Consider the following 19,403-nt stretch of genomic DNA (forward strand, 5'->3'; position numbering starts at 1 on the left):
GCACAGACAGTTCGACCCATTGTGGTGCTGGGCCACAAGACCGGCCGGTACCCTGTGGGGATGCCTGACCTGTTCGCTCGCCCCAGCACGACCGTCTCAGCCCTGCTCGCTGAGCTGCCCGGTTCAGGGCTGCGCCTCGCCTCTGGCAATCCCGAGCTGCGCCTGAGCCGCACGAGTCCGACCCTGTATGAACCCTGGCTGTCCGCTCTCCGCCCGCGGGGCGGAGTGTTGCTCGGCGTGGGACTGCATCCAGGCAACAATGCCACCGGTGCTGCGGTGCGTACCGCCGCCAGCGACGGCTTCGCCGCCATCGTCATCCGTTCGTTCTCCCTGGGTGTGGAAGACCTGGCCGAGACCGCCGATGAGTGCGGTATCGCACTGTTGATCGTCGGCCAAAACGCGGACTGGCGCGAGATCGACTCGCTGATCACCTCGGCGCTGCGAGCCACGACCGAAGAAAGCGGCTCGTTGTCGTCGCTGCCAGGCGGCGACCTGTTCGCCCTCGCCAACGCCATCGCCGGGATGACCGGCGGAGCCACGACCATCGAAGGTTTTAAACGGCAGATTCTCGCCTATTCGACGCTTGCCGACCAGCCCATCGATAACGATCGAAAGCTAGGAATTCTCGGACGGGAAGTTCCGGATGCCCCGGAGAACGATCAGCAGTACGCCAGCCTCTACCGAAACCCTGCGGCGCAGCACTTCGTCGCCGCCTCCGCTGAGGGCGCCATTGCCCGGAGCGCCGTTGGGGTGCGGGCCGGGGCCCAGCTGCTCGGCTCGGTTTGGGTCATCGACGCTTCGCCCCGCACCGCCGAGATTCTCAAATCTCTCGACAGCGCCGTTGACACGATCGCGCTGCACATGCTGCGCGCGCGAAGCACCTCAGACCTCGTGCACGAACAGCGCGCCGAGCTCGTGCGCCGCCTACTCCAGGAGGGCGGGGACGCACACCTCGTCGTCGGCCAGTTGGGCTTGGAACCCTCATCGCAGTTTGCCCTGGTGGCATTCCAGCCTCGTGCAGCCGGCGGCAGCGACGAAGTCGGCATCAGACGCCTGGCCGACCTGGTCACGATGATGTGTGAGAGCAACGAGTTCGGGGTGGCCTGTGCACTGGTCGGTCGCACGGTGTACGCGCTGGTCTCCGCGCCCGGAGCGCTCCCGGCGGCGCGCGTGCATGCCCTGGCCGAACGCATCGTCACTCGGGCCGGTGCCTCACTGCAGGTGGCCGTGGACGCGGCGATCGGCAGCACGGTCTTCGCGGCCGGGCAGATCAGCCGTTCCCGAGACGACGCCGATCTGGTCCTGCTGCTGCTGGCGAACCGGTCGGTCGCTGGGCCGGTTGCCTCCGCCGAGGCGTGCCGCGGGCTACTCAACCTGCTGGAACTGTTTCACATCCTGCGCAGAACCCCGCGACTGCAATCGCCGCTGGCGGTTCGGGTGCTCGATCACGACGCCCGCGAAGGCACGAGTTACGCCGTGACCCTGCGCACCTATTTTGATTGCTCCCGGGACTCCGCCGTCACCGCCGAACGCTTATCGATGCACCAGAACACCCTGCGCTACCGGCTGCGACGGGCGAGCGAGATTTTCAACATCGACCTGCTCAACCCCGACGACGTGCTGATGCTCTGGTTGACGCTGCGCTCGGCTCAGTTCGGCTAGACGCGGGCGCGAACGGTTTAGAAGCGGATGTTGCTGGTCGACGCCGTGAGGTCGGCGAGAACGTCGGGGAGCACCTCCACGCCGATACCGGGGCCGGTCGGCACCCGCAGGTGTCCCTCTTCCAGCACGAACGGCGCGGTGAGATCCTGGGCGTAGTAGCGATTCGAGGCGGACGTGTCCCCGGGCAGAACGAAGTTGGGCAGCCCGGCGAGGGCAACGTTGGCGGCCCGGCCGATGCCCGTTTCCAGCATGCCTCCACACCACACCGGCACGCCGTGGGCCGCCGCGACATCGTGGATGCGGCGTGCCTCGAGGTAGCCGCCGACCCTGGCCGGTTTCACGTTGATGATGCTGCAGGCGCCGAGGCTGATCGCCGCCGCAGCGTCACGCGCCGATTCGATGGACTCGTCGAGGCAGATCGGCGTCGCGATCAGACGGGCGAGCGCCGCGTGGCCGAGGATGTCGTGTTCGGCCATCGGCTGTTCCATCAGCAGCAGGTCGAACGGGTCGAGCAGCGCCAGGTGCCGGGCATCGGCGAGGGTGTACGCGGTGTTGGCGTCAACTTGCAGAAGCATTTCCGAGCCGAATCGTTCGCGCACCGCCCGCACCGGGGCGAGGTCCCAGCCGGGTTCAATCTTCAGTTTGATGCGCAGGTAGCCCTCGGCGAGGTAGCCGGCGACAGCGTCGAGCAGTTCGGGGATCGAATCCATGATTCCAACCGAGACTCCCGCCGGCACCCGGTCGTGCACGGCGCCCAGGTAGCCGCCGAAGGAAACTCCGGTTTCCTTGAGTTGGGCGTCGAGGATTGCCGTTTCGAGCACGGCTTTGGACATGGGGTGACCCTTGACCGGCGCGAGGGTGGTCGCAACGAGTTCGGCGGTGAGCCGGTCGCCGAGGGCCTGCAGCCTCGGAACGAGATGGTCGCGAATGACGAGGTCGCAGCCGTCGAGAAACTCGGAGCTGTAGAGCGGATCAGGCTCGGCTGCGCATTCGGCCCAGCCCTCGGCGTTCGCGGTCGTCACCCGCACCACGGTCGTCTCACGCTCGGTCGCCGTTCCAAACGAGGCACGAAATGGCCGCACCAGCGGCAGCGTCACCCGCCGAATCTCAATGTTCTCGATTTTCATACGTTCTCTCCCTTGCTCAGGCGGTACCAGCCGGTGCGGGTCATGCCACGCGCGATATACCCGTCGGCCAGTGCAGTGCCAAAAATGTCGCGGATGCTGCGGCGCCAGGCTACGGCTTCGGCCGGCTTCTCCGCGCGCAACGCCACAATGTCGCGGGGCACCCGGCACCAGAGCGAATCGCCAGCGGCGACGAGGGCCGGCTCTTTGTCCGGACCGGTCCGTTGCACGTCCGTCACGGTGAAGTCGGGCATCAGCGCCGATTCGGGTTCGTTGTGACTGGCCGCGATCGTGCGCGGAGAGGTCAGTGACCAGTGCGCGACCAGGCGATCGCTGTCGTCGAGACCGTTGATCGCGTCATCCATTTCGCCGTAGAAATTCGGCAGGTATTCGCTCGCGGTTGCGCCGAGTTTGCCGAGATTGAAGCGCGCGTTGCGGCTGACCAGCGGATCGAACGTCCACGTCATCGTGTCGATGCTGCGGGCCAGCGCCCACGCTCGCTGATGCTGCTTGAGTGCGAAACCCACTCCGGAATCGGTCAGCCCCGGTCGCACCCCGGCGATGAGGGAGTACATCGACGGCTTGTCGGGGGACACGATCGCCGCCGCAGCGCCGCACACCTGCCCGCCCTTGTCGTAGGCGGCAGTGACAGTGCAGCCCGCGTGGCTAATGCTGCGCAGCAGATCGGCGGGAATCGGTGCACCGTGATCAGAGGGACCCCAGATGGTGCCGAGGAGATCGGCGACAGCGCGCAATCGCAGCATGTCGAACTCATCGACGACGGTGACGGCGGCGCTCTCGGCAGCGCGAGCGGCAGCATCCTGTGCCTGACGATTAAGCGCTGTGACTGGAAGATTCGCGAGCATGGTCTCTAGTGTGGGCGCAACACCCGCGATCGCCCCTATCGCCCAGCACTAAGTACCGATCAGGCCGTTGTGTGCCAGCACAACCCTATGCTGCGCCCACCGGTACAGCTTGCCGGCGGCGCTGCACCCGCACCCAGACCACGAACCCCACGAGGGTGAAGGCGCCGTAGAACACGTACAACACGGCGGAGGCGTAGTAGCCGGCACTGATCAGCAGCGGCACCCCCACCACGTCGACGGCCACCCAGATCAGCCAAAATTCGGTCCACCCTTTGGCCATGCCGTAGGTCGCGAGCAGCGAACCGGTGAAGATCCAGGCATCCGCCCACACCGGTTCGAACGAGCCGAGCGCACGAAAGATAGGCGTGAGCACGAGTGTGCCGGCGACGAGACCCAGTCCCAGCAATATCCGGATGCGATTGCCGGCCCAGTGCGGCGCGACGGCCACGTGCACCGCCGAGTTGCGGCTGCGCTGCCACTGCACCCAGCCGAAGATCGACACGACGATGAACATGATCTGGCGACCGGCCTGACCGAGCAGGTTGACCGGGTTGGGTGTACCGAAGACGGCGCCGAGAAACACGGTGAACAGCAGTGCGTTGCCGATGATGCCGACCGGCCAGGCCCAGATTTTGCGGCGCATGCCGCCGACCGCGCTTGCGATGCCGAAGGCGTTGCCGACGACCTCACGCCAGAGGATGGTCTGGGTGCCGATCTGCAGCTGGGCATCGAACAGCCACTCGATCGGATTCATTGGCTTCTTTCACAGTGCCGGGCGCGATGTGACCAACGCTACTCTCAAACGGCGCGGCCATTTTCTGCTGACGCTACCGCTTCGTGCGCGCGGCTGGGATGCCACCCGTGCGAGCCCCGCCAGCCACGCGAGTGGATGCCGGACCGCGCAAAGCCCGCCTGGCTCTGCGCTAATTCACCTCGTTGGGGTGCGCCGAGACGCGACCGGCACGCTCGAGCGCGGAGATCATGGTGACCTCGGTGCGGGTGAGCTCGAAGTCGAACACATCGAAGTTCTCCGCCATGCGCTCCACCCGGTTCGACTTCGGGAACAGGATATTGCCCATCTGCAGGTGCCAGCGGATGACCACCTGCGCGGGGGACTTGCCGTGCGCGTCGGCAGCATCCGCTATCACCTGCTCGTCGAACAGGGGGTACTTGCCCTGGCCGAGGGGGCCCCAGGCCTCGATGTTGATGCCGTTCTCGCGAGCGAACGCGGTGACCTCTGGCTGCTGGTGCGCCGGGTGCAGCTCGATCTGGTTGACCGCGGGCACAACGCTCGTCTCGTGCAGCAGGCGATCCAGGTGCGGCACCAGAAAGTTGGAGACGCCGATAGAGCGGGCGCGGCCGGACTCCTGAATCTTTTCCAGGGCCTTCCAGCTCTCGACGAACTTGTCGTTGGCGGGGGCTGGCCAGTGGATCAGATAGAGGTCGACGTAGTCGAGGCCGAGCTTTTCGAGGCTTTCCTCAAACGCCGCAAAAGCGCTCTCGGTGCCTTGGCGGTCGTTCCAGAGCTTCGTGGTGATAAACAATTCTGAGCGATCAATGCCAGAGGCGGCGAGCGCCTTGCCAACGCCCTCCTCGTTGCCGTAGATGGCGGCGGTGTCGATGTGGCGATAGCCGACCGAGAGCGCGTCGGCCACGATTCGGGTGGTCTCGTCGGGTTCGACCTTGAATACGCCGAAACCGAGCTGCGGAATCGTGTGGCCGTCGTTGAGGGTGATGGTGGGTACAGATTTCGTCATCTCTTAACACTATGGGCCGCGGTCCTGTAGCTACCCCCCGAACACCCAATGTTCACTGACCGCGAAAGTGTCGAGCTAGCGAAAGCGATGACCTTCGTCTCGGCGAAATAGAAACAGCGCCAGGAAGAGCATGATCGCCGTCCAGGCGGCTATTCCTATCCAGACCCACGGTTCGAGATTGCCGCCGGTCACCGCCCAGATCACGAATTCGCGCGCTTGCCGGGACGGCAGAAACATGGACAGGGTGTTGAGCCAGTCGGCGAAGAGGACGGGTGGGAGAAAGAGCCCACCGGCAAAGGCGAGAGCGAACATGACGACCTGTACCACGGCGATCGCGGCTTTGGCCGACAGTGCGTAGCCGATGCAGATGCCGATCAGCATGAATGGAAGTGCGCCGACGGCCAGGGCGACGAGGCCGAGAACAATGTGGAAAACGGATGCCGAGGCTGCCGTGAACAGGCCGCCGATCACGATCACGGGGATGATAGCGGCGACGCCCAGCGTGCCGGTCGAGAACACCTGGGCGAAGACCCGAGCTAATCCGGGGGCGGGCAGGGTGCGCAGGTAAGGATCCCACGGCTTCTCGCGATTCTCCGCGATATTCAGCCCGAAACTGAAGAGGGAATTCGACATGATGGCGAAGACAGCGAGGGAGATGACGGCCTGGGTAGCGAACTCCGGGGAGTCGGCAACCGAACGCTGTGGCACCACGAAGAAAAGCAGGGCGAGGGCGGGAAAGACAAGGGAACCGATCAGGGCGACCGGGATGCGCGCGGTCTCGATCAGGGTGTATTTGGCATGCACGAGGGTCAGGGCCAGAGTGCTCATTGAGCTGCCTCCACTCGGTTCCAGTTTCGCCGAGCATCGGGCGGCTCCGTCAGGGTGAGGAACGCCTCTTCCAGGGTGGCCCCGCGCACCGTCAGCCCCGTGAAATGGATGCCGGAACGCACCAACTCAACAATCGTCGCGTCCGAATCCTGCACGTAGAAGGTTGTGGCGCCATCACCAGTGCGTTCCTGGCGCACCACTCCCGGCAGCCGGCCGATCCGGTCTGCTTCATCGGAGACCAGCTGCACCTGGCGTAAACCCACCCTGGAGAGGATAGCGGGAAGGGTATCATCGGCCAGAATTCGACCCTGTCCCATCACCACAACGCGCTGGGCGAGAGCCTCGATCTCTTCGAGGTAGTGGCTGGTGACCACCACCGTGGCGCCACGCTCATGCTGACGCCGAAGCGCGTCCCACAGGGTGCGCCGTGCTTCCACATCTAAACCGGTCGTCGGCTCGTCCAGGAGCACCAGCTTGGGCTGCCCAACAAAGGCCAGCGCTACGCTGAGGCGCCGCTTCTGGCCGCCAGACAACGCGCCGGTCTGCCGTTTCAGCAAGTCGCCCAGGCCGAATTCCTCGGCCACGGCCGCCTTGGACAGAGGGTTTTCGAAGTGTTTGCTCACGAAGTCGATCACCTCGCCCACCCGCAGCGTGACGGGCAGTGCGGTCTCCTGCGGGGTGCTGCCGAGTCGCTGGCGGTTGCGATAGTCGCCCGGCGAGCCTCCGAACAACTCGACCGTTCCGCTGGTCGGGCGGCGCAGACCTTCGAGCAGTGAAATGAGGGTGGTCTTACCGGCAGCGTTCGGACCAAGCAGGCCGAGAATAGTTCCGGATTCGATCGTGAGGCTCACGTCATCGACGGCGAGAACCTTGCCGAAGCGGCGCGTGACATGGTCGAACTGAGCGAGGGTGGTCATCCGTTGTCTCTCCGGTCGTTGATTTCAACCTAGCGGTGTCGGGTGCCCGGTGCGAAGTACGATGGAAGATCCATGGATTCGCTCACGATCACCTTCCCGCCCGAACTGCCGGTCAGCCAGCGCCGCGACGATATCGCCGCGGCTATTCGCGATCACCAGGTAGTAATCATTGCTGGGTCGACCGGGTCGGGCAAGACCACCCAGTTGCCCAAGATCTGCCTCGAACTCGGCCGCAAGAACATTGGCCATACCCAACCACGCCGGCTCGCCGCCCGCACCATTGCTGAGCGCATCGCCGAAGAACTTGGCCAGGAGGTCGGCCAGTTGGTCGGCTATCAGGTGCGTTTTACCGACAAGGTCGGCGCGGACACCCGCATAAAGCTGATGACCGACGGCATCCTGTTGAATGAGATTCACCGCGATCGCCTGTTGCGTAAATACGACACGATCATCATCGACGAGGCGCACGAACGCAGCCTCAACATTGACTTTCTACTCGGTTACCTGCGCCAGCTGCTGCCCAAGCGCCCCGACCTGAAGCTCATCATCACCTCGGCCACGATCGACCCGGCCAGTTTCGCCAAGCACTTTGCCGCTGCCGATGGCACCCCGGCACCGGTCGTTGAAGTTTCCGGCCGCACCTTCCCGGTCGAGATTCGCTACCGGCCGCTCGTCGCGGAGCCCGGTATCGCCGACGATGACGACACCACGGATGCCGCTCCCCCGGTTGACCGCGACTACATCGAGGGCATCACCACGGCTCTTGACGAGCTCGAGCGGGAGTCGAACGGCGACGTGTTGGTCTTTCTCTCGGGCGAGACCGAGATTCGTGACGCCGCCGACGCGCTGCAGGGCAAGTACGCCTCCTCGGCCAGTCGCAATCCCACCGAGGTGCTGCCGCTCTACGGTCGGCTGTCGTCGGCGGACCAGCACCGGGTCTTTCAACCGTCAACGGTGGCCGGGGTCAAGCGACGCATTGTGCTCGCCACCAACGTGGCCGAGACCAGCCTGACGGTGCCGGGCATCCGCTATGTGATCGACGCCGGAACCGCCCGAATCAGCCGCTACAGCGTGCGTTCCAAGGTGCAACGACTGCCAATCGAGGCCATTTCGCAGGCCTCGGGCAACCAGCGCAGTGGTCGAAGCGGGCGCACCAGCGACGGTATCGCCATCCGCTTATATTCCGAAGAGGACTATATGCGTCGGCCGGAATATACCGAACCGGAGATTCTGCGCACCAACCTGGCCGCAGTGATTCTGCAGATGATCTCGCTGGGCCTGGGCGATATCGCCTCGTTCCCTTTTCTTACACCGCCAGACTCGCGCAATATCAAGGACGGCCTCGACCTGCTCGCCGAACTCGGCGCCATCGAAGCCGAAGGCTCCGGCCGCACCAAAAGCGGCCGCGGCCGTGCTTCTACCGGCGAAGCGGATGCCGCCGCCCCGGCCACCGCGGCCGGCCCGGCGACCCCCCGCCTCACCCGCATCGGTCAGCAGCTCGCGCAACTGCCGATTGATCCACGTTTTGGCCGCATGGTGATCGAGTCGAAGACGCAGGGCACCAGCCGGGAAGTTATGGCCATCGTCGCTGGTCTGACGATTCAAGACCCAAGGGAGCGCCCGCTCGAGCGACGCGCCCAGGCTGACCAGTTTCATGCGAGGTTCGCGGACCCAACGAGCGACTTTTTGAGCCTGCTCAACCTCTGGAATTTCCTCGAGAAGCAGCAGTCAGAGCTCGGTTCGAGCGCCTTTCGCCGCCTGTGCAAGAACGAGTACCTGAACTATCTGCGGGTGCGCGAGTGGCAAGACGTACTGCGCCAGTTACGCCAGCTCGCTAAGCCGCTCGGCCTGCACCTCGGTGAACCGAGCACGAACCCCGACGGCGTGCACCGGTCCATGCTGGCCGGCCTGCTCTCACATATCGGCCTCAAAGACGTCGCGAAGAAGGATTATGTTGGCGCCCGCCAGCAACGCTTTGTGCTCTTTCCGGGCTCGGCCCTGGCCAAAAAGCAGCCAAACGCCGTGATCAGCGCCGAACTGGTCGAAACGAGCCGCCTCTTCGCCCGAATGAACGCGGTCATCGACCCGGCTTGGGCCGAGCCGCTGGCCGGCAATCTGTGCAAGCGCAGCTACTCCGAACCGCACTGGGAAATGAAGCAGGGCGCCGCCGTGGTTTACGAGCGCGTCACCCTCTACGGGGTACCAATCGTGGCTCGGCGCCGGGTGCAGTTCTCCCGCATCGACCCGGCCTACGCCCGCGAGCTGTTCATTCGACACGCGCTCGTTGAAGGAGAGTGGGATCGTGCCTCGGGCCCGTCATCCGCCGCGACCGAGCAAGAAGAAGATCGTGGTGGCCGCGGCCCCTCGCGCAACGAACGTGTGAGCATCTCGGCGGACGGCGGAACAGCCTCATCTGGCCGCGGTTCCGGCCGACGCGGCGCCGACTCCGCCAATGGCGCGCCCATCGTTGGCAGCAGTGCCAGCCGCGGCGGAAGGCCCGGCCAAACCGGCGACCCCGGCATGTGGGCCTTTGAACGCGCCAACGCCCGGCTGCGCGAGGAGCTGGCCGAGCTGGAGGAGCGCACCCGTCGCCGGGACATCCTCTTTGATGATGAGGCTGTCTTCGACTTCTACCAACGCCGCATTCCGGCCGAGGTGTCGTCGACCAAGAGTTTCGAGGGCTGGTGGCGTACCGCCCGGTTCGACACCCCCGACCTGCTGACCATGACCGCTGATGCGCTGGTCGCCGAGGATTCCCCCGAGATCGACGAGGGTTTGTTTCCGCCGAGTTGGCAGCAGGGAGACCAGCGCCTCAGTCTCGGCTACCGTTTCGAACCCGGCGAAGAAGACGACGGCGTGACGGTGCGCATTCCGCTCGCCCTGCTGGCTCGACTTTCTCCCCATGGGTTCGACTGGCAGGTACCGGGCCTGCGCGCGGAACTCGTGACGGCAATGATCAAATCGCTGCCCAAAAGCATCCGTCGCAATGTTGTACCTGCCGCGGACTGGGCGCAGCGGTTGCTGGGCGAGCTTTCGACCGAACCCGGCATCGTGGCGACAACGGCCACACCCGTACCCGGTGCGTCATTTGCCGAAACGCTAGCGGCACTCATTCAGAAGCTCACCTATGTGCCGGTGCAGGCGCTCGACTTCGAACTCGGGCGGGTTCCCTCGCACCTGCGGATGACTTTTGTGGTCACCGACGAGCGCGGGCGCACCGTTGCCGCTGACAAAGATCTGGCCGATCTGCAGCGCCGGCTTGGCACCAGGGTGCGGGAGAGCGTGGCGAAGGCCACCAGCTCCGCGGCACCGAGCAATGCCATCGAGCGCTCCGGCATCACCACCTGGGATCTCGGCGAACTCCCGCGGTTTCTCGATACCAAGCAGGGTGACAACACCATTCGCGGGTATCCGACGCTGGTCGATGACGGGGCATCCGTTTCTATTCAGATGATGAGCACCGAGTTGGAGCAGGCGCGCGCGCTCCCCCGCGGCGTTCGCCGTCTGCTCCTGCTGGCCACGCCGTCGCCAGCGGCCTATGTGCAGCAGCACCTGACCGCCGCCGAAAAGCTCAGTCTGGCCACCAGCCCTTATAAGAGCACCCAGGCCCTGTTCGAGGACTGTCTCGCGGCCGCGGTTGACGACGTGCTCTTTCGGGTGCGGCCCGACGGCCAGGTCTTTATGAAGGCCGAGTTCGATACCATTCGCGATCGGGTGTCGGGCGTCGTCATGGACTCCATGTTTGAAACCGTGGGTCTCGTTGCCCGCATTCTCACCGCTCATCGCCTGGCCGACAAGGCGCTCAAGGCCGCGACCAGCATGGCGCTACTGCCCGGCATCAGTGACGCCCGCCAGCAGTTGACCGCCCTGATCTATCCCGGATTCGTCAGCGCGACCGGCCTCGCGCAGCTGCGCCACGTGCCGCGCTACCTCGGCGGCATCAGCGCGCGGGTACCCAAGCTGATCGACAACCCGAGCCGCGACCGGGTCTGGATGAATGAAACCCAAGCCGCCACCACTCGGTTCGAGAACGCCGGCGGCACCATGCCGCTTCAAGCGGATGCCGCGGCGCCCGTTCTGCGAGCCCGCTGGATGATCGAGGAGCTGCGCATCAGCCTGTTCGCGCAGGAGCTGAAGGCGGCGGAGTCGGTGTCGCTCCAGCGCATCCAGAAGGTGCTCGCCGGGTAAGTTGCCCCCGCGGCCGGGTTCTGGCGCCCGGGCCCACCTTATGGCCCGGGGCCCAGTTTATAGACTGGGCCCGTGGACGGGGCCCGGGCCCCGTCCAGAGCAGAGCAGAGCAGGGGGAGGGGTTAGAGCACCTTGGAGAGGAAAGCCTGGGTGCGGACGTGCTGGGGGTTGGCGAGCACCTCGGTGGGGACGCCACTCTCGACCACGACGCCGCCGTCCATGAAGACGAGAGAGTCGGCGACCTCTTTGGCGAAACCCATCTCGTGGGTGACCACGATCATGGTCATTCCGTCGCGCGCCAGATTCTGCATCACGTCGAGCACCTCACCGACGAGCTCGGGGTCGAGCGCACTCGTGGGCTCGTCGAACAGCATGAGCTTGGGTTCCATGGCCAGGGCGCGGGCGATCGCCACCCGCTGCTGCTGCCCACCGGAGAGGTGCGCCGGGTAGTAGTCTGCGCGCTCGGCGAGGCCGACCCGGGCTAACAGCGAACGCGCGTTGGCCTCCACGCCCGACTTGCCAAGTCCCTTCACCCGAATGGGTGCCTCCATCACGTTCTGCAGAGCGGTCATGTGCGGAAACAGGTTGAACCTCTGAAACACCATGCCGATATTGCGGCGTTGCAAAGCGGCCTCTTTGGGGCGCATCTCGTAGAGCTTGTTGTTGGCCTCGCGATAACCGATGAGCTCACCGTCCACGCTGAGGCGCCCGGACGAAACAACTTCCAGGTGGTTGATGCAGCGGAGGAATGTGGACTTGCCGGAGCCGCTCGGCCCGACCAGGCACATGACCTCGCCACTTCTCACCTCGAGCGAAATACTTTTCAGTACCTCGTTGGAGCCGAAGCTTTTGGAGACGCGGTCGGCAACCACCATGGGCGTCTGGGTTACAGCGGGCATCAGCGCTCTCCCTTGGTCGTATCGTTCGGGGGCAGCACAACGGTGGGTTGTCCACTGCCACGGATGACCGGGGTGACGCCGGTCATCGCGGCGGTGGCGTCATCCGCTTTTTTATTAGGCCGACGGTCACCGATGCCACGGGCGAACCGCTTCTCGAGAAAGTACTGGCCGACCATGAGGATGGAGGTGAAAAACAGGTACCACATGGACGCGACGAGAAGCAGAGGAACGGTTTCGAAGGTGACGGCTGAAATGTCTCGGGATCGCGTGTACAGCTCGAGGGTGAAGGGGATCGCGGTCACCAGCGAGGTGGTCTTGAGCATCGAAATGACCTCGTTGCCGGCCGGCGGGATGATCACCCGCATCGACTGGGGCACGACCACGCGCACCATGGTCTGGATCCAGCTCATGCCGAGGGCTGTCGCAGCCTCTTCCTGCCCGCCATCCACCGAGAGTAGGCCAGCGCGCACGATTTCGGCCATGTACGCCGCCTCGTTCAGGGCCAGGCCGACGATCGCGAGGAGGAAGGCGCTGAGCGCAACGCGAGTGGGGAACGACACCCACGGTTCGGTGAAGGGTAAGCCGATGTCAATGGACTGATAGATCGTTCCGATCAGGCCCCAGAAGACCAGCTGAACATAGACCGGCGTGCCACGGAACACCCAGAGGTACACCCACGCAATGCTGTTGACCACCGGGTTTGGTGAGAGCCGCATAATCGCCAGGGTGACACCGAGGATGATCGCAATGATCATGGAGTACACGGTCAGTTGCAGGGTGACAAATGCCGCCTGCGAGATGCGCTGGTCAAAGATGTATTTACCGACCGCCGGCCAGTCGTAGGCCGGGCGCGCCGCAGCATCGGCGATGAACAGCGCCACGATGATGAGTAACACGACCGCGAACGTGTTGCGCCACGGATGGCGCAGGCGAATCGCCTTGATTCCGGGCTCAGTCTTGCCGCCGCTCGCGGCCGTGTTCGTCATGATGAAAGTCGCTTACTGTCTAGCCGTTGGAGGCGGCGTTGATGGTGATGGTGTCGATACCACCGTCGGTCACACCCCAGGTGTCGAGGATCTTGCCGTAGGAGCCGTCGTCGACCATGGACTGCAGGGCCGCCTGCACGGCCTTGGTCAGTTCCGAGCCCTTATTGACGGTGATGCCGTATGGCGCCGTGTCGAAGCTCTCGCCGGCCGGGGCAAGCTTGCCGTCCGCCTTGGAAATGGCATACAGGGTGACGGGCGAGTCGGCGCTGAGAGCGTCGGCCTTGCCGAGAACGACCGCGTTGGTCGCCTCATCCTGAGAACCATAGGGCAAAACCTCAATCTTCTCCTTGCCGGCGGCGACACAGGCTGCGCTCTTGGCGGGTAGCTCGTCGGTGTCTTCAACCGTGTTGGATTGCACGGCCACGGTGAGGCCGCACGCGTTGTCGGGGTCGACCGTCGATCCAACCGGAGCGGCCCAGAGGATTCCAGCGTTGTAGTAATTGACGAAGTCGACCTGCTTCTCACGCTCGAGGTTGTCGGTGAACGACGATTCTCCAATGTCGACGGTCCCGCCGGTGATGCTCGGAATGATGTTGTCGAACGAGGCGATCTGGTACTTGGTCGTCAGGCCAAGCTTCGCCGCGATGCCGTTGGAGAGTTCGATGCCCCAGCCAATCGGTGCGCCCGACTCGTCCTTGAACTCGTTCGGCGGGTAGGCCGCATCGGTTCCGATCACGAGCACGCCCGCGCTTTTAATCTCGGCCGGGAGTAGGGCAACCGCTGCGGCATCCGCTTCGATGCTGCTGGCGGCATCCGTTGGGGTCGTTGCAGCCGGGGTGGAGTTGTCGACACAGCCGGTGAGCAGCAGAACGGCTGCAGCAGCGAATGCCGGAACAATGTAGCGTGCGCGCATGGCACTTCCTTCTTCAGTTGATCGAAAATGCGTGGGTTCGACGGTGAACCCACACGCAGGTAAGACCTACCGAGCTTAGTGCAACCGCGGTACGACAGATTCGAGCGTCGACGCGTTCAACCAAGAATTGACCACATTCTGTTACAACCGGATGCCGCAGGCCGGCTGGCACTGCAGCATCCGCTGTCGATAGCGGTACTACTTATTAACCGCTGCGGCGAGCAGGGTGACGTAGTCGTCGAGGCCCCAGCTCAGCGAGAGCCCGGTGGGCGGGGAGACGGAGGAGATGAAAGCCGCGCCGACCGGGGAGGCGACCGAACCGGCCTGCACCTGCGGCATCGCCTGGGCGTAGCTCGCGCCCAAGAACGCGTCGGACTCTTTCTGGGTCGACCCGAAGTTCACCAGCAGGTCACTGTCGAGCTGGTCCAGCTGCTCGTAGCTGAGCGTGTAGTAGAAGCTCGCCTCGTCGGTCGCCAGCTCGTCGACGGCGGGGGCGCTGACGAAGCCGAGGTCGAGGGTGAAGGCAACGCGGGGGTCTTCCTTCTTGTAGACGTAGAAGGTTCCGGCGCTGTCGCTGGTGAGGGCGATGGTCTTGCCCGCGAATTCAGGGTGCGCCGCGGCCTGGCCAGCGATCTCGGCGTCGATCGACGCGAGCAGTGCGTCGGCTTCATCGCTCTTGCCGAGCGCGGTTCCGGTGATGTCGATGAGGTCACGCCACGGGGTGGCCCAGGCGTCGCCGGGGTAGGCGACCACCGGGGCGATTTCGCTGAGCAGGTCGTACTCCTGCTCGGTAATGCCGGAGTACGCGGCGAGAATCACGTCGGGCGCGGCTGCGGCAATGTCTTCGTAGGGCGGCTCCTCGGAGTCGGGCAGCACGACCGGCATTTCTTCACCGTCGAGCGCCTCAGCGATCCACGGCAGTACGCCGTTCTTGTCGCCGCCGTAGTTCTGGAACGGAATTGCGACCGGAATCACGCCGAGTGCGATCGCGTCGTCGGCGCTGCCCCAGCCCCAGGCCACGACGCGGGTCGGCTGCTGGTCGATCGTGGTTTCGCCGAAGGCGTGCTCGATGGTAACCGGAAAGCTGCCGGATGCCGCAGCGTCGGCTGCGGGTTCGGTCGCGTTATCGGCGGCGGTGCACCCACTCAGGCCCAGGGTGAGGATGCTCGCTGCAGCAGCAAGCATGAGGGTAAGGCGTCGGGACACGAAGTTCTCCAGTTCGTCGGGCGCGGGCGACATCATGGCTCCGCGTGATTAGGGTAGCCTACCCTAATTTACAACTTGCTGGTTGTCATGAGCCGTCTCGGCGGGCATCGTCGGCGCCCGTCCGTGAAACCGCCCGATCGGCACGACCATCGGTGCGCCGCAGACCGGGTCGGGAACGATTCGCGCCTCAAGGTCGAAGGCATGCCTCACGATCTCGGCGGTAAGCGTCTCGACGGGCGCCCCGTTCGCCACGATGCGCCCGGCACGCATGACAACGAGATGGTCGGCATAGCGGGCGGCCAGGTTGAGGTCGTGCAGCACCATTACGACCGTCGTGCCGCGCTCGCGGTTGCGCTCCAGGAGAAGGTCGAGCACCTCAATCTGGTGGGTCACGTCCAGAAACGTAGTCGGTTCGTCGAGCAATAGAATTTCGGGATCCTGCGCGAGGGCCATGGCGATCCAGACGCGCTGACGTTGCCCGCCGGAGAGGTCTTCGAGGCGACGCGCGGCGAGTTCCTGCGTGTTGGTGGCGGCCATCGCGGCGGCGACGATCTCGTCGTCGGTGCTCGACCACTGCCGAAACCAGCCCTGGTGCGGGTAGCGGCCACGCCCGACGAGGTCGGCCACGGTGATGCCGTCGGGGGCGACTGGCTGCTGCGGCAGCAGCCCCACCACGGTCGCCACCTTCTTTCCGGGCAGCGCCTTGATGTTGCGGCCGCCGAGGGTGACCTGGCCGGCACTGGGGGTGATCAGCCTGGACAGCCCCTTGAGCAGGGTGGACTTACCCGAGGCGTTGGCGCCGACGATGACCGTGATCGCGCCCGGCACGATGGCGAGGTCGAGATTCTCGATGATGGGCATCTGGTCGTAACCGAGGGTGACGCCCTCAGCGCGCAGTATCGGGGTCATCAGGCGCCCTTTCCGGTTTTGTTGCTGGTGGCGAGCAGCCAGAGCAAGTAGGGGGCGCCGATGGCGCCCGTGATGATTCCGGCCGGTAATTCCAGCTGACCGGGCAGCAGATGCTGGGCGGTGAAGTCGGCCACGGTCGTGATCAGAGCACCGATCAGGGCTGCAGGAACCAGGGCAAGCCCGCCAGTACCGACAACGCGCCGGGCGATCGGCGCAGCGACGAAGGCCACGAAAGCGAGCGGGCCGACCGCCGCTGTCGCCGTCGCGGCGAGCGCCACGGCGATCACGAGCAGCACGAGACGGGTGCGTTCGGCACCGACGCCGAGGCTGCGCGCGAGTTCATCGCCGAGCTGCAGGGCGCGCAACCGGCCGCTCAGCACACGAATGACCGGTAACAGCACGAGCAGTACCACCGCCACGACGGAGATGTCCTGCCAGCGCGCGCCGCTGACGCTGCCGACCAGCCAAAGCAGTGCGCCCTGGGCATCGTTGAGGTCGGCGCGAGAGAGCAGGTAGGCGAGCAGACCCTGAACCATGAACGCGACCCCAACGCCGATCAGCACGAAGCGGTAGCCGACCACACCACCACGCCAGGCCAGCAGATAGATGACGCAGGCGATGATGACGGCCCCAGCGAACGCGGCGAGGGAGGTGGCGACGGCACCGAAGCCGAGGATGAGCATGCCAAAGACGGCGGCGGCGCTCGCTCCCCCGGTGACCCCGATGATGTCGGGGCTGGCCAGCGGATTGCGCAGCACGGTCTGGAACAGCGCTCCCGACAGCGCGAAAGCCACCCCGACGAGCACGGCGAGCGTCAGTCGCGGCAGACGCAGCGACAGCACGATGAAGTTCTCGCTCTGCGTGCCCTGCCCGGCGAGGGTACGCAGCAGGTCGGGCACGCTCAACGAATACGCGCCGACGGCGAGGCTGAACGCGGCGACCACCACGAGGGCACCACCAAGCACGAGAACGACGCTGCGGTTGCGCCTGCGGCGGCCGGCGCGCGCGGCGGCCAGGGGGGCGGCATCCGCTTTTGTCTCGGTGAGCGTGGTCATCACAGGCCCGCCAGTTTCACCCGGCGCACGAGGGCGATGAGCACCGGCGCGCCGAGGAACGCGACGATGAGACCGGCCTCGATCTCGCCGGGCTGCGCGATGACGCGGCCGAGCACGTCGGCGGCGACCAGCAGGGTGGGGCCGAACAGTGCGGAGAAGGCGATGATGAGGCGGTAGTCGGGGCCGGTGATCCAGCGGGCCACATGCGGCACGGCGAGACCGACGAACACAATCGGGCCGGCCATCGCGGTTGCCGAGCCGCAGAGCAGCACGATCGCGACGGCGCAGACGATGCGGGCGATGACGAGATTCTGGCCGAGACCTCGAGCGAGGTCGTCGCCGAGGGCGAGGGCGTTGAGCATGCGGGCGGCGACGATCGCGAGGATCGCGCCGACCAGGATGAACGGGGCGAGCGGCAGGGCGGCGTCGAGGCCGCGCGCTACCAGCGAACCCGCCGCCCAGAACCGGTAGCGGTCGAAGGCCTCGGTGTCGGCGAGCAGCACGATGGTAATCAGCGATGTGAACGCCGCCGTGAGTGCGGTTCCGGCGAGCGCGAGCTTAACCGGCGTGGCGCCCTCACGACCGAGCGAGCCGATCAGGTAGACGATGGTGGCGGCCACGGCGGCGCCGGCGAAAGCAAACCAGACGTAGCCGAGCGATGAAGTCACGCCGAACCAGGCGATGCCAGCGACGACGAACAGCGAGGCGCCGGCGTTGACGCCGAGCAGGCCGGGGTCGGCGAGCGGGTTACGCGTGACGCCCTGCATGAGCGCGCCGGCCAGCCCGAGGGCGAGCCCGGCCAAGAGACCGACGACGGTGCGCGGAACCCGCAGGTCGAGAATGACGGTGTGGTCGGTCAGGTTTTTGTCGGGGTTGACCAGGGCATCGATGACGGTGCTGAGGCCGATCTCCCGGGTGCCGACGAGAAGAGACGCCACGATGCTGAGGCCGAGCAGCACGAAGGCGACAACGAAGCCGATGACGACGCGTCGCGGGCTACTGCGGGCCGGTGCTTGTCGATGATTCAGTGCGCGCTGCGAGTGAATCAGGGTCATTGAGCTTCGGACCGGCCGAGCCGCCAGTAGCCCATGAAGGCCACTCGCGACCGGTCGATGCCGGTCTCACTCACCAGAAAACGTCGCAGCAGTTTGATCGTGCAGGATTCACCGGCGAGCCAGGCGTAGAAACCCGTTCCGGCCTCGTTGGGTGACTCCCAGAGCAGGTCGCAGTCCACGTCGACCTCTGCGAGTGGCTGCGGGCTGGCGGCGACCGCCGCATCGACCAGGGGGCGATTGTGGGCGACCCAATCACGCACAGCGGCGTCGAGGCGTTCTCCGTGCGGCGCTTTATCGCGGGCCAGCCACGTGATCTCGCAATGCGCGGGCAGAACGAGGTGCAGGGCATCCGCTTGGCAGGGCACTTCGATGAAGGCGCGCGCGCGACGACCGGCGGGCAGGCTCTCGAGGATGCTGCAGATGGCGGGGGCTGCGGTTTCGTCGCCGACCAGCAGCAGCTCGGTTGCCTGGGCCGGGTGCCAGTCAAGGCCGATGGCACGGTCGGGGCTGCGCTCGTCGGGGCCGACGATGAGAACGTCGCTGCCGATGGTCGCGGTCTGCAGCCACCGCGCGGCCGGGCCGAGCGGGCCGTGGCCGGCGTGGGTGACGAAGTCCACGTCGATCTCGCGCTGATCGGGTCGCACCGCGCGAATCGTGTAGGTGCGAAACGGGTTGCGTTCGGCGTCGGGCAACGCACGCCAACGGGAATACCAGGTACCGTCGGCGATGGTGCGCTCGTCGGTGGCGCCGATCTCGGCCAGGCCCCGTCCGGGCAGGGGCAACACGATTTTGATGCGCTGGTCGAGCCCTGCGGTGCCGAAGGTGTCGAACTGGGTGCCGAAGAAGGTCACCCGGGTGAAGTGATCACTTAACGAACGGATGCCCACCACCATGGCCCGATACGGACGGTAGGCCGGGCGGTCAGCGACCGCCGTGGCGGCGTGGCCAGTCTCAGTCGGTAAGGTAAGCATCACCTTAGTATGGCATGCCTTACCTCACAGTGGCCACCCCGAGCGGCACGTCGTGGCCCGCACGGGT

16 protein-coding genes are annotated in these 19,403 nt (G+C 65.5%); 2 read left to right on the top strand and 14 right to left on the bottom strand.

Translation table 11 applies throughout. The features are described from left to right. Positions 1-60 precede the first annotated feature (60 nt). On the top strand, positions 61-1,662 hold the full coding sequence (locus QMK31_RS07465) for a PucR family transcriptional regulator (RefSeq protein ID WP_283500322.1): 1,602 nt from the start codon (positions 61-63) through the stop codon (positions 1,660-1,662). 17 nt (positions 1,663-1,679) lie between these two features. On the opposite strand, the gene menC is transcribed toward QMK31_RS07465, so the two are convergent. The 6 genes from menC to QMK31_RS07495 all read right to left on the bottom strand — a co-directional run bounded on the left by menC (position 1,680) and on the right by QMK31_RS07495 (position 7,154). Further along, entirely contained in the window at positions 1,680-2,789 is a 1,110-nt protein-coding gene (gene menC / locus QMK31_RS07470) for an o-succinylbenzoate synthase (RefSeq protein ID WP_283500323.1), read from the bottom strand. Continuing rightward, positions 2,786-3,652 carry a hypothetical protein gene (locus tag QMK31_RS07475; RefSeq protein ID WP_283500324.1) on the bottom strand — a complete coding sequence of 289 codons (867 nt, stop codon included), beginning with the start codon at positions 3,650-3,652 and terminating at the stop codon, positions 2,786-2,788. The genes menC and QMK31_RS07475 overlap by 4 nt, the downstream gene beginning before the upstream one ends. Before the next feature lie 85 nt (positions 3,653-3,737). Beyond that, complete coding sequence (gene pnuC / locus QMK31_RS07480) at positions 3,738-4,406, bottom strand: nicotinamide riboside transporter PnuC (protein WP_283500325.1); 669 nt, start codon at positions 4,404-4,406, stop codon at positions 3,738-3,740. 169 nt (positions 4,407-4,575) lie between these two features. Further along, positions 4,576-5,409, bottom strand: coding sequence for an aldo/keto reductase (locus tag QMK31_RS07485; protein WP_283500326.1), 834 nt, complete (start codon positions 5,407-5,409; stop codon positions 4,576-4,578). 75 nt (positions 5,410-5,484) lie between these two features. Further along, complete coding sequence (locus tag QMK31_RS07490; RefSeq protein ID WP_283500327.1) at positions 5,485-6,237, bottom strand: ABC transporter permease; 753 nt, start codon at positions 6,235-6,237, stop codon at positions 5,485-5,487. After that, positions 6,234-7,154, bottom strand: coding sequence for an ABC transporter ATP-binding protein (locus tag QMK31_RS07495; protein ID WP_283500328.1), 921 nt, complete (start codon positions 7,152-7,154; stop codon positions 6,234-6,236). The genes QMK31_RS07490 and QMK31_RS07495 overlap by 4 nt, the downstream gene beginning before the upstream one ends. 72 nt (positions 7,155-7,226) lie before the next feature. Here QMK31_RS07495 and hrpA point away from each other — a divergent pair, with 72 nt between their 5' ends. Continuing rightward, positions 7,227-11,342 carry an ATP-dependent RNA helicase HrpA gene (hrpA, locus tag QMK31_RS07500; RefSeq protein ID WP_283500329.1) on the top strand — a complete coding sequence of 1,372 codons (4,116 nt, stop codon included), beginning with the start codon at positions 7,227-7,229 and terminating at the stop codon, positions 11,340-11,342. Between the two features lie 122 nt (positions 11,343-11,464). Here the strand turns inward: hrpA and QMK31_RS07505 are convergent, their stop codons facing one another. The 8 genes from QMK31_RS07505 to QMK31_RS07540 all read right to left on the bottom strand — a co-directional run bounded on the left by QMK31_RS07505 (position 11,465) and on the right by QMK31_RS07540 (position 19,336). Beyond that, complete coding sequence (locus QMK31_RS07505) at positions 11,465-12,241, bottom strand: amino acid ABC transporter ATP-binding protein (protein WP_283500330.1); 777 nt, start codon at positions 12,239-12,241, stop codon at positions 11,465-11,467. Further along, entirely contained in the window at positions 12,241-13,227 is a 987-nt protein-coding gene (locus QMK31_RS07510; RefSeq protein WP_283500331.1) for an amino acid ABC transporter permease, read from the bottom strand. Before QMK31_RS07510 ends, QMK31_RS07505 begins: the two co-directional genes overlap by 1 nt. A 19-nt stretch (positions 13,228-13,246) precedes the next feature. Next, a complete protein-coding gene (locus QMK31_RS07515) occupies positions 13,247-14,140 on the bottom strand; it encodes an ABC transporter substrate-binding protein (RefSeq protein WP_283500332.1) in 894 nt (297 codons plus the stop codon). A 198-nt stretch (positions 14,141-14,338) separates the two neighbouring features. Further along, positions 14,339-15,382 (bottom strand): iron-siderophore ABC transporter substrate-binding protein, encoded by a 1,044-nt coding sequence (locus QMK31_RS07520; RefSeq protein ID WP_283500333.1) that lies wholly within the window; start codon positions 15,380-15,382, stop codon positions 14,339-14,341. Positions 15,383-15,409: 27 nt separating this feature from the next. After that, positions 15,410-16,255, bottom strand: a complete 846-nt coding sequence (locus QMK31_RS07525; RefSeq protein ID WP_283500334.1) for an ABC transporter ATP-binding protein — start codon at positions 16,253-16,255, stop codon at positions 15,410-15,412. Continuing rightward, a complete protein-coding gene (locus tag QMK31_RS07530) occupies positions 16,255-17,310 on the bottom strand; it encodes a FecCD family ABC transporter permease (RefSeq protein ID WP_283500335.1) in 1,056 nt (351 codons plus the stop codon). Before QMK31_RS07530 ends, QMK31_RS07525 begins: the two co-directional genes overlap by 1 nt. Next, positions 17,310-18,365: a FecCD family ABC transporter permease gene (locus QMK31_RS07535; protein ID WP_283500336.1), complete on the bottom strand. Its 1,056-nt coding sequence runs from the start codon at positions 18,363-18,365 to the stop codon at positions 17,310-17,312. Before QMK31_RS07535 ends, QMK31_RS07530 begins: the two co-directional genes overlap by 1 nt. Further along, on the bottom strand, positions 18,362-19,336 hold the full coding sequence (locus QMK31_RS07540) for a siderophore-interacting protein (RefSeq protein WP_283500337.1): 975 nt from the start codon (positions 19,334-19,336) through the stop codon (positions 18,362-18,364). Before QMK31_RS07540 ends, QMK31_RS07535 begins: the two co-directional genes overlap by 4 nt. Positions 19,337-19,403: the final 67 nt, after the last annotated feature.

It is taken from the genome of Cryobacterium sp. PH31-O1, assembly GCF_030063455.1.
Taxonomy (GTDB): domain Bacteria; phylum Actinomycetota; class Actinomycetes; order Actinomycetales; family Microbacteriaceae; genus Cryobacterium.

Coding starts and splice junctions, on each gene's coding strand:
- QMK31_RS07465 (WP_283500322.1), top strand. CDS start 61: ATGCCTGACCTGTTCGCTCGCCCCAGCACGACCGTCTCAGCCCTGCTC.
- menC (WP_283500323.1), bottom strand. CDS start 2,789: ATGAAAATCGAGAACATTGAGATTCGGCGGGTGACGCTGCCGCTGGTG.
- QMK31_RS07475 (WP_283500324.1), bottom strand. CDS start 3,652: ATGCTCGCGAATCTTCCAGTCACAGCGCTTAATCGTCAGGCACAGGAT.
- pnuC (WP_283500325.1), bottom strand. CDS start 4,406: ATGAATCCGATCGAGTGGCTGTTCGATGCCCAGCTGCAGATCGGCACC.
- QMK31_RS07485 (WP_283500326.1), bottom strand. CDS start 5,409: ATGACGAAATCTGTACCCACCATCACCCTCAACGACGGCCACACGATT.
- QMK31_RS07490 (WP_283500327.1), bottom strand. CDS start 6,237: ATGAGCACTCTGGCCCTGACCCTCGTGCATGCCAAATACACCCTGATC.
- QMK31_RS07495 (WP_283500328.1), bottom strand. CDS start 7,154: ATGACCACCCTCGCTCAGTTCGACCATGTCACGCGCCGCTTCGGCAAG.
- hrpA (WP_283500329.1), top strand. CDS start 7,227: ATGGATTCGCTCACGATCACCTTCCCGCCCGAACTGCCGGTCAGCCAG.
- QMK31_RS07505 (WP_283500330.1), bottom strand. CDS start 12,241: ATGCCCGCTGTAACCCAGACGCCCATGGTGGTTGCCGACCGCGTCTCC.
- QMK31_RS07510 (WP_283500331.1), bottom strand. CDS start 13,227: ATGACGAACACGGCCGCGAGCGGCGGCAAGACTGAGCCCGGAATCAAG.
- QMK31_RS07515 (WP_283500332.1), bottom strand. CDS start 14,140: ATGCGCGCACGCTACATTGTTCCGGCATTCGCTGCTGCAGCCGTTCTG.
- QMK31_RS07520 (WP_283500333.1), bottom strand. CDS start 15,382: ATGATGTCGCCCGCGCCCGACGAACTGGAGAACTTCGTGTCCCGACGC.
- QMK31_RS07525 (WP_283500334.1), bottom strand. CDS start 16,255: ATGACCCCGATACTGCGCGCTGAGGGCGTCACCCTCGGTTACGACCAG.
- QMK31_RS07530 (WP_283500335.1), bottom strand. CDS start 17,310: ATGACCACGCTCACCGAGACAAAAGCGGATGCCGCCCCCCTGGCCGCC.
- QMK31_RS07535 (WP_283500336.1), bottom strand. CDS start 18,365: ATGACCCTGATTCACTCGCAGCGCGCACTGAATCATCGACAAGCACCG.
- QMK31_RS07540 (WP_283500337.1), bottom strand. CDS start 19,336: ATGCTTACCTTACCGACTGAGACTGGCCACGCCGCCACGGCGGTCGCT.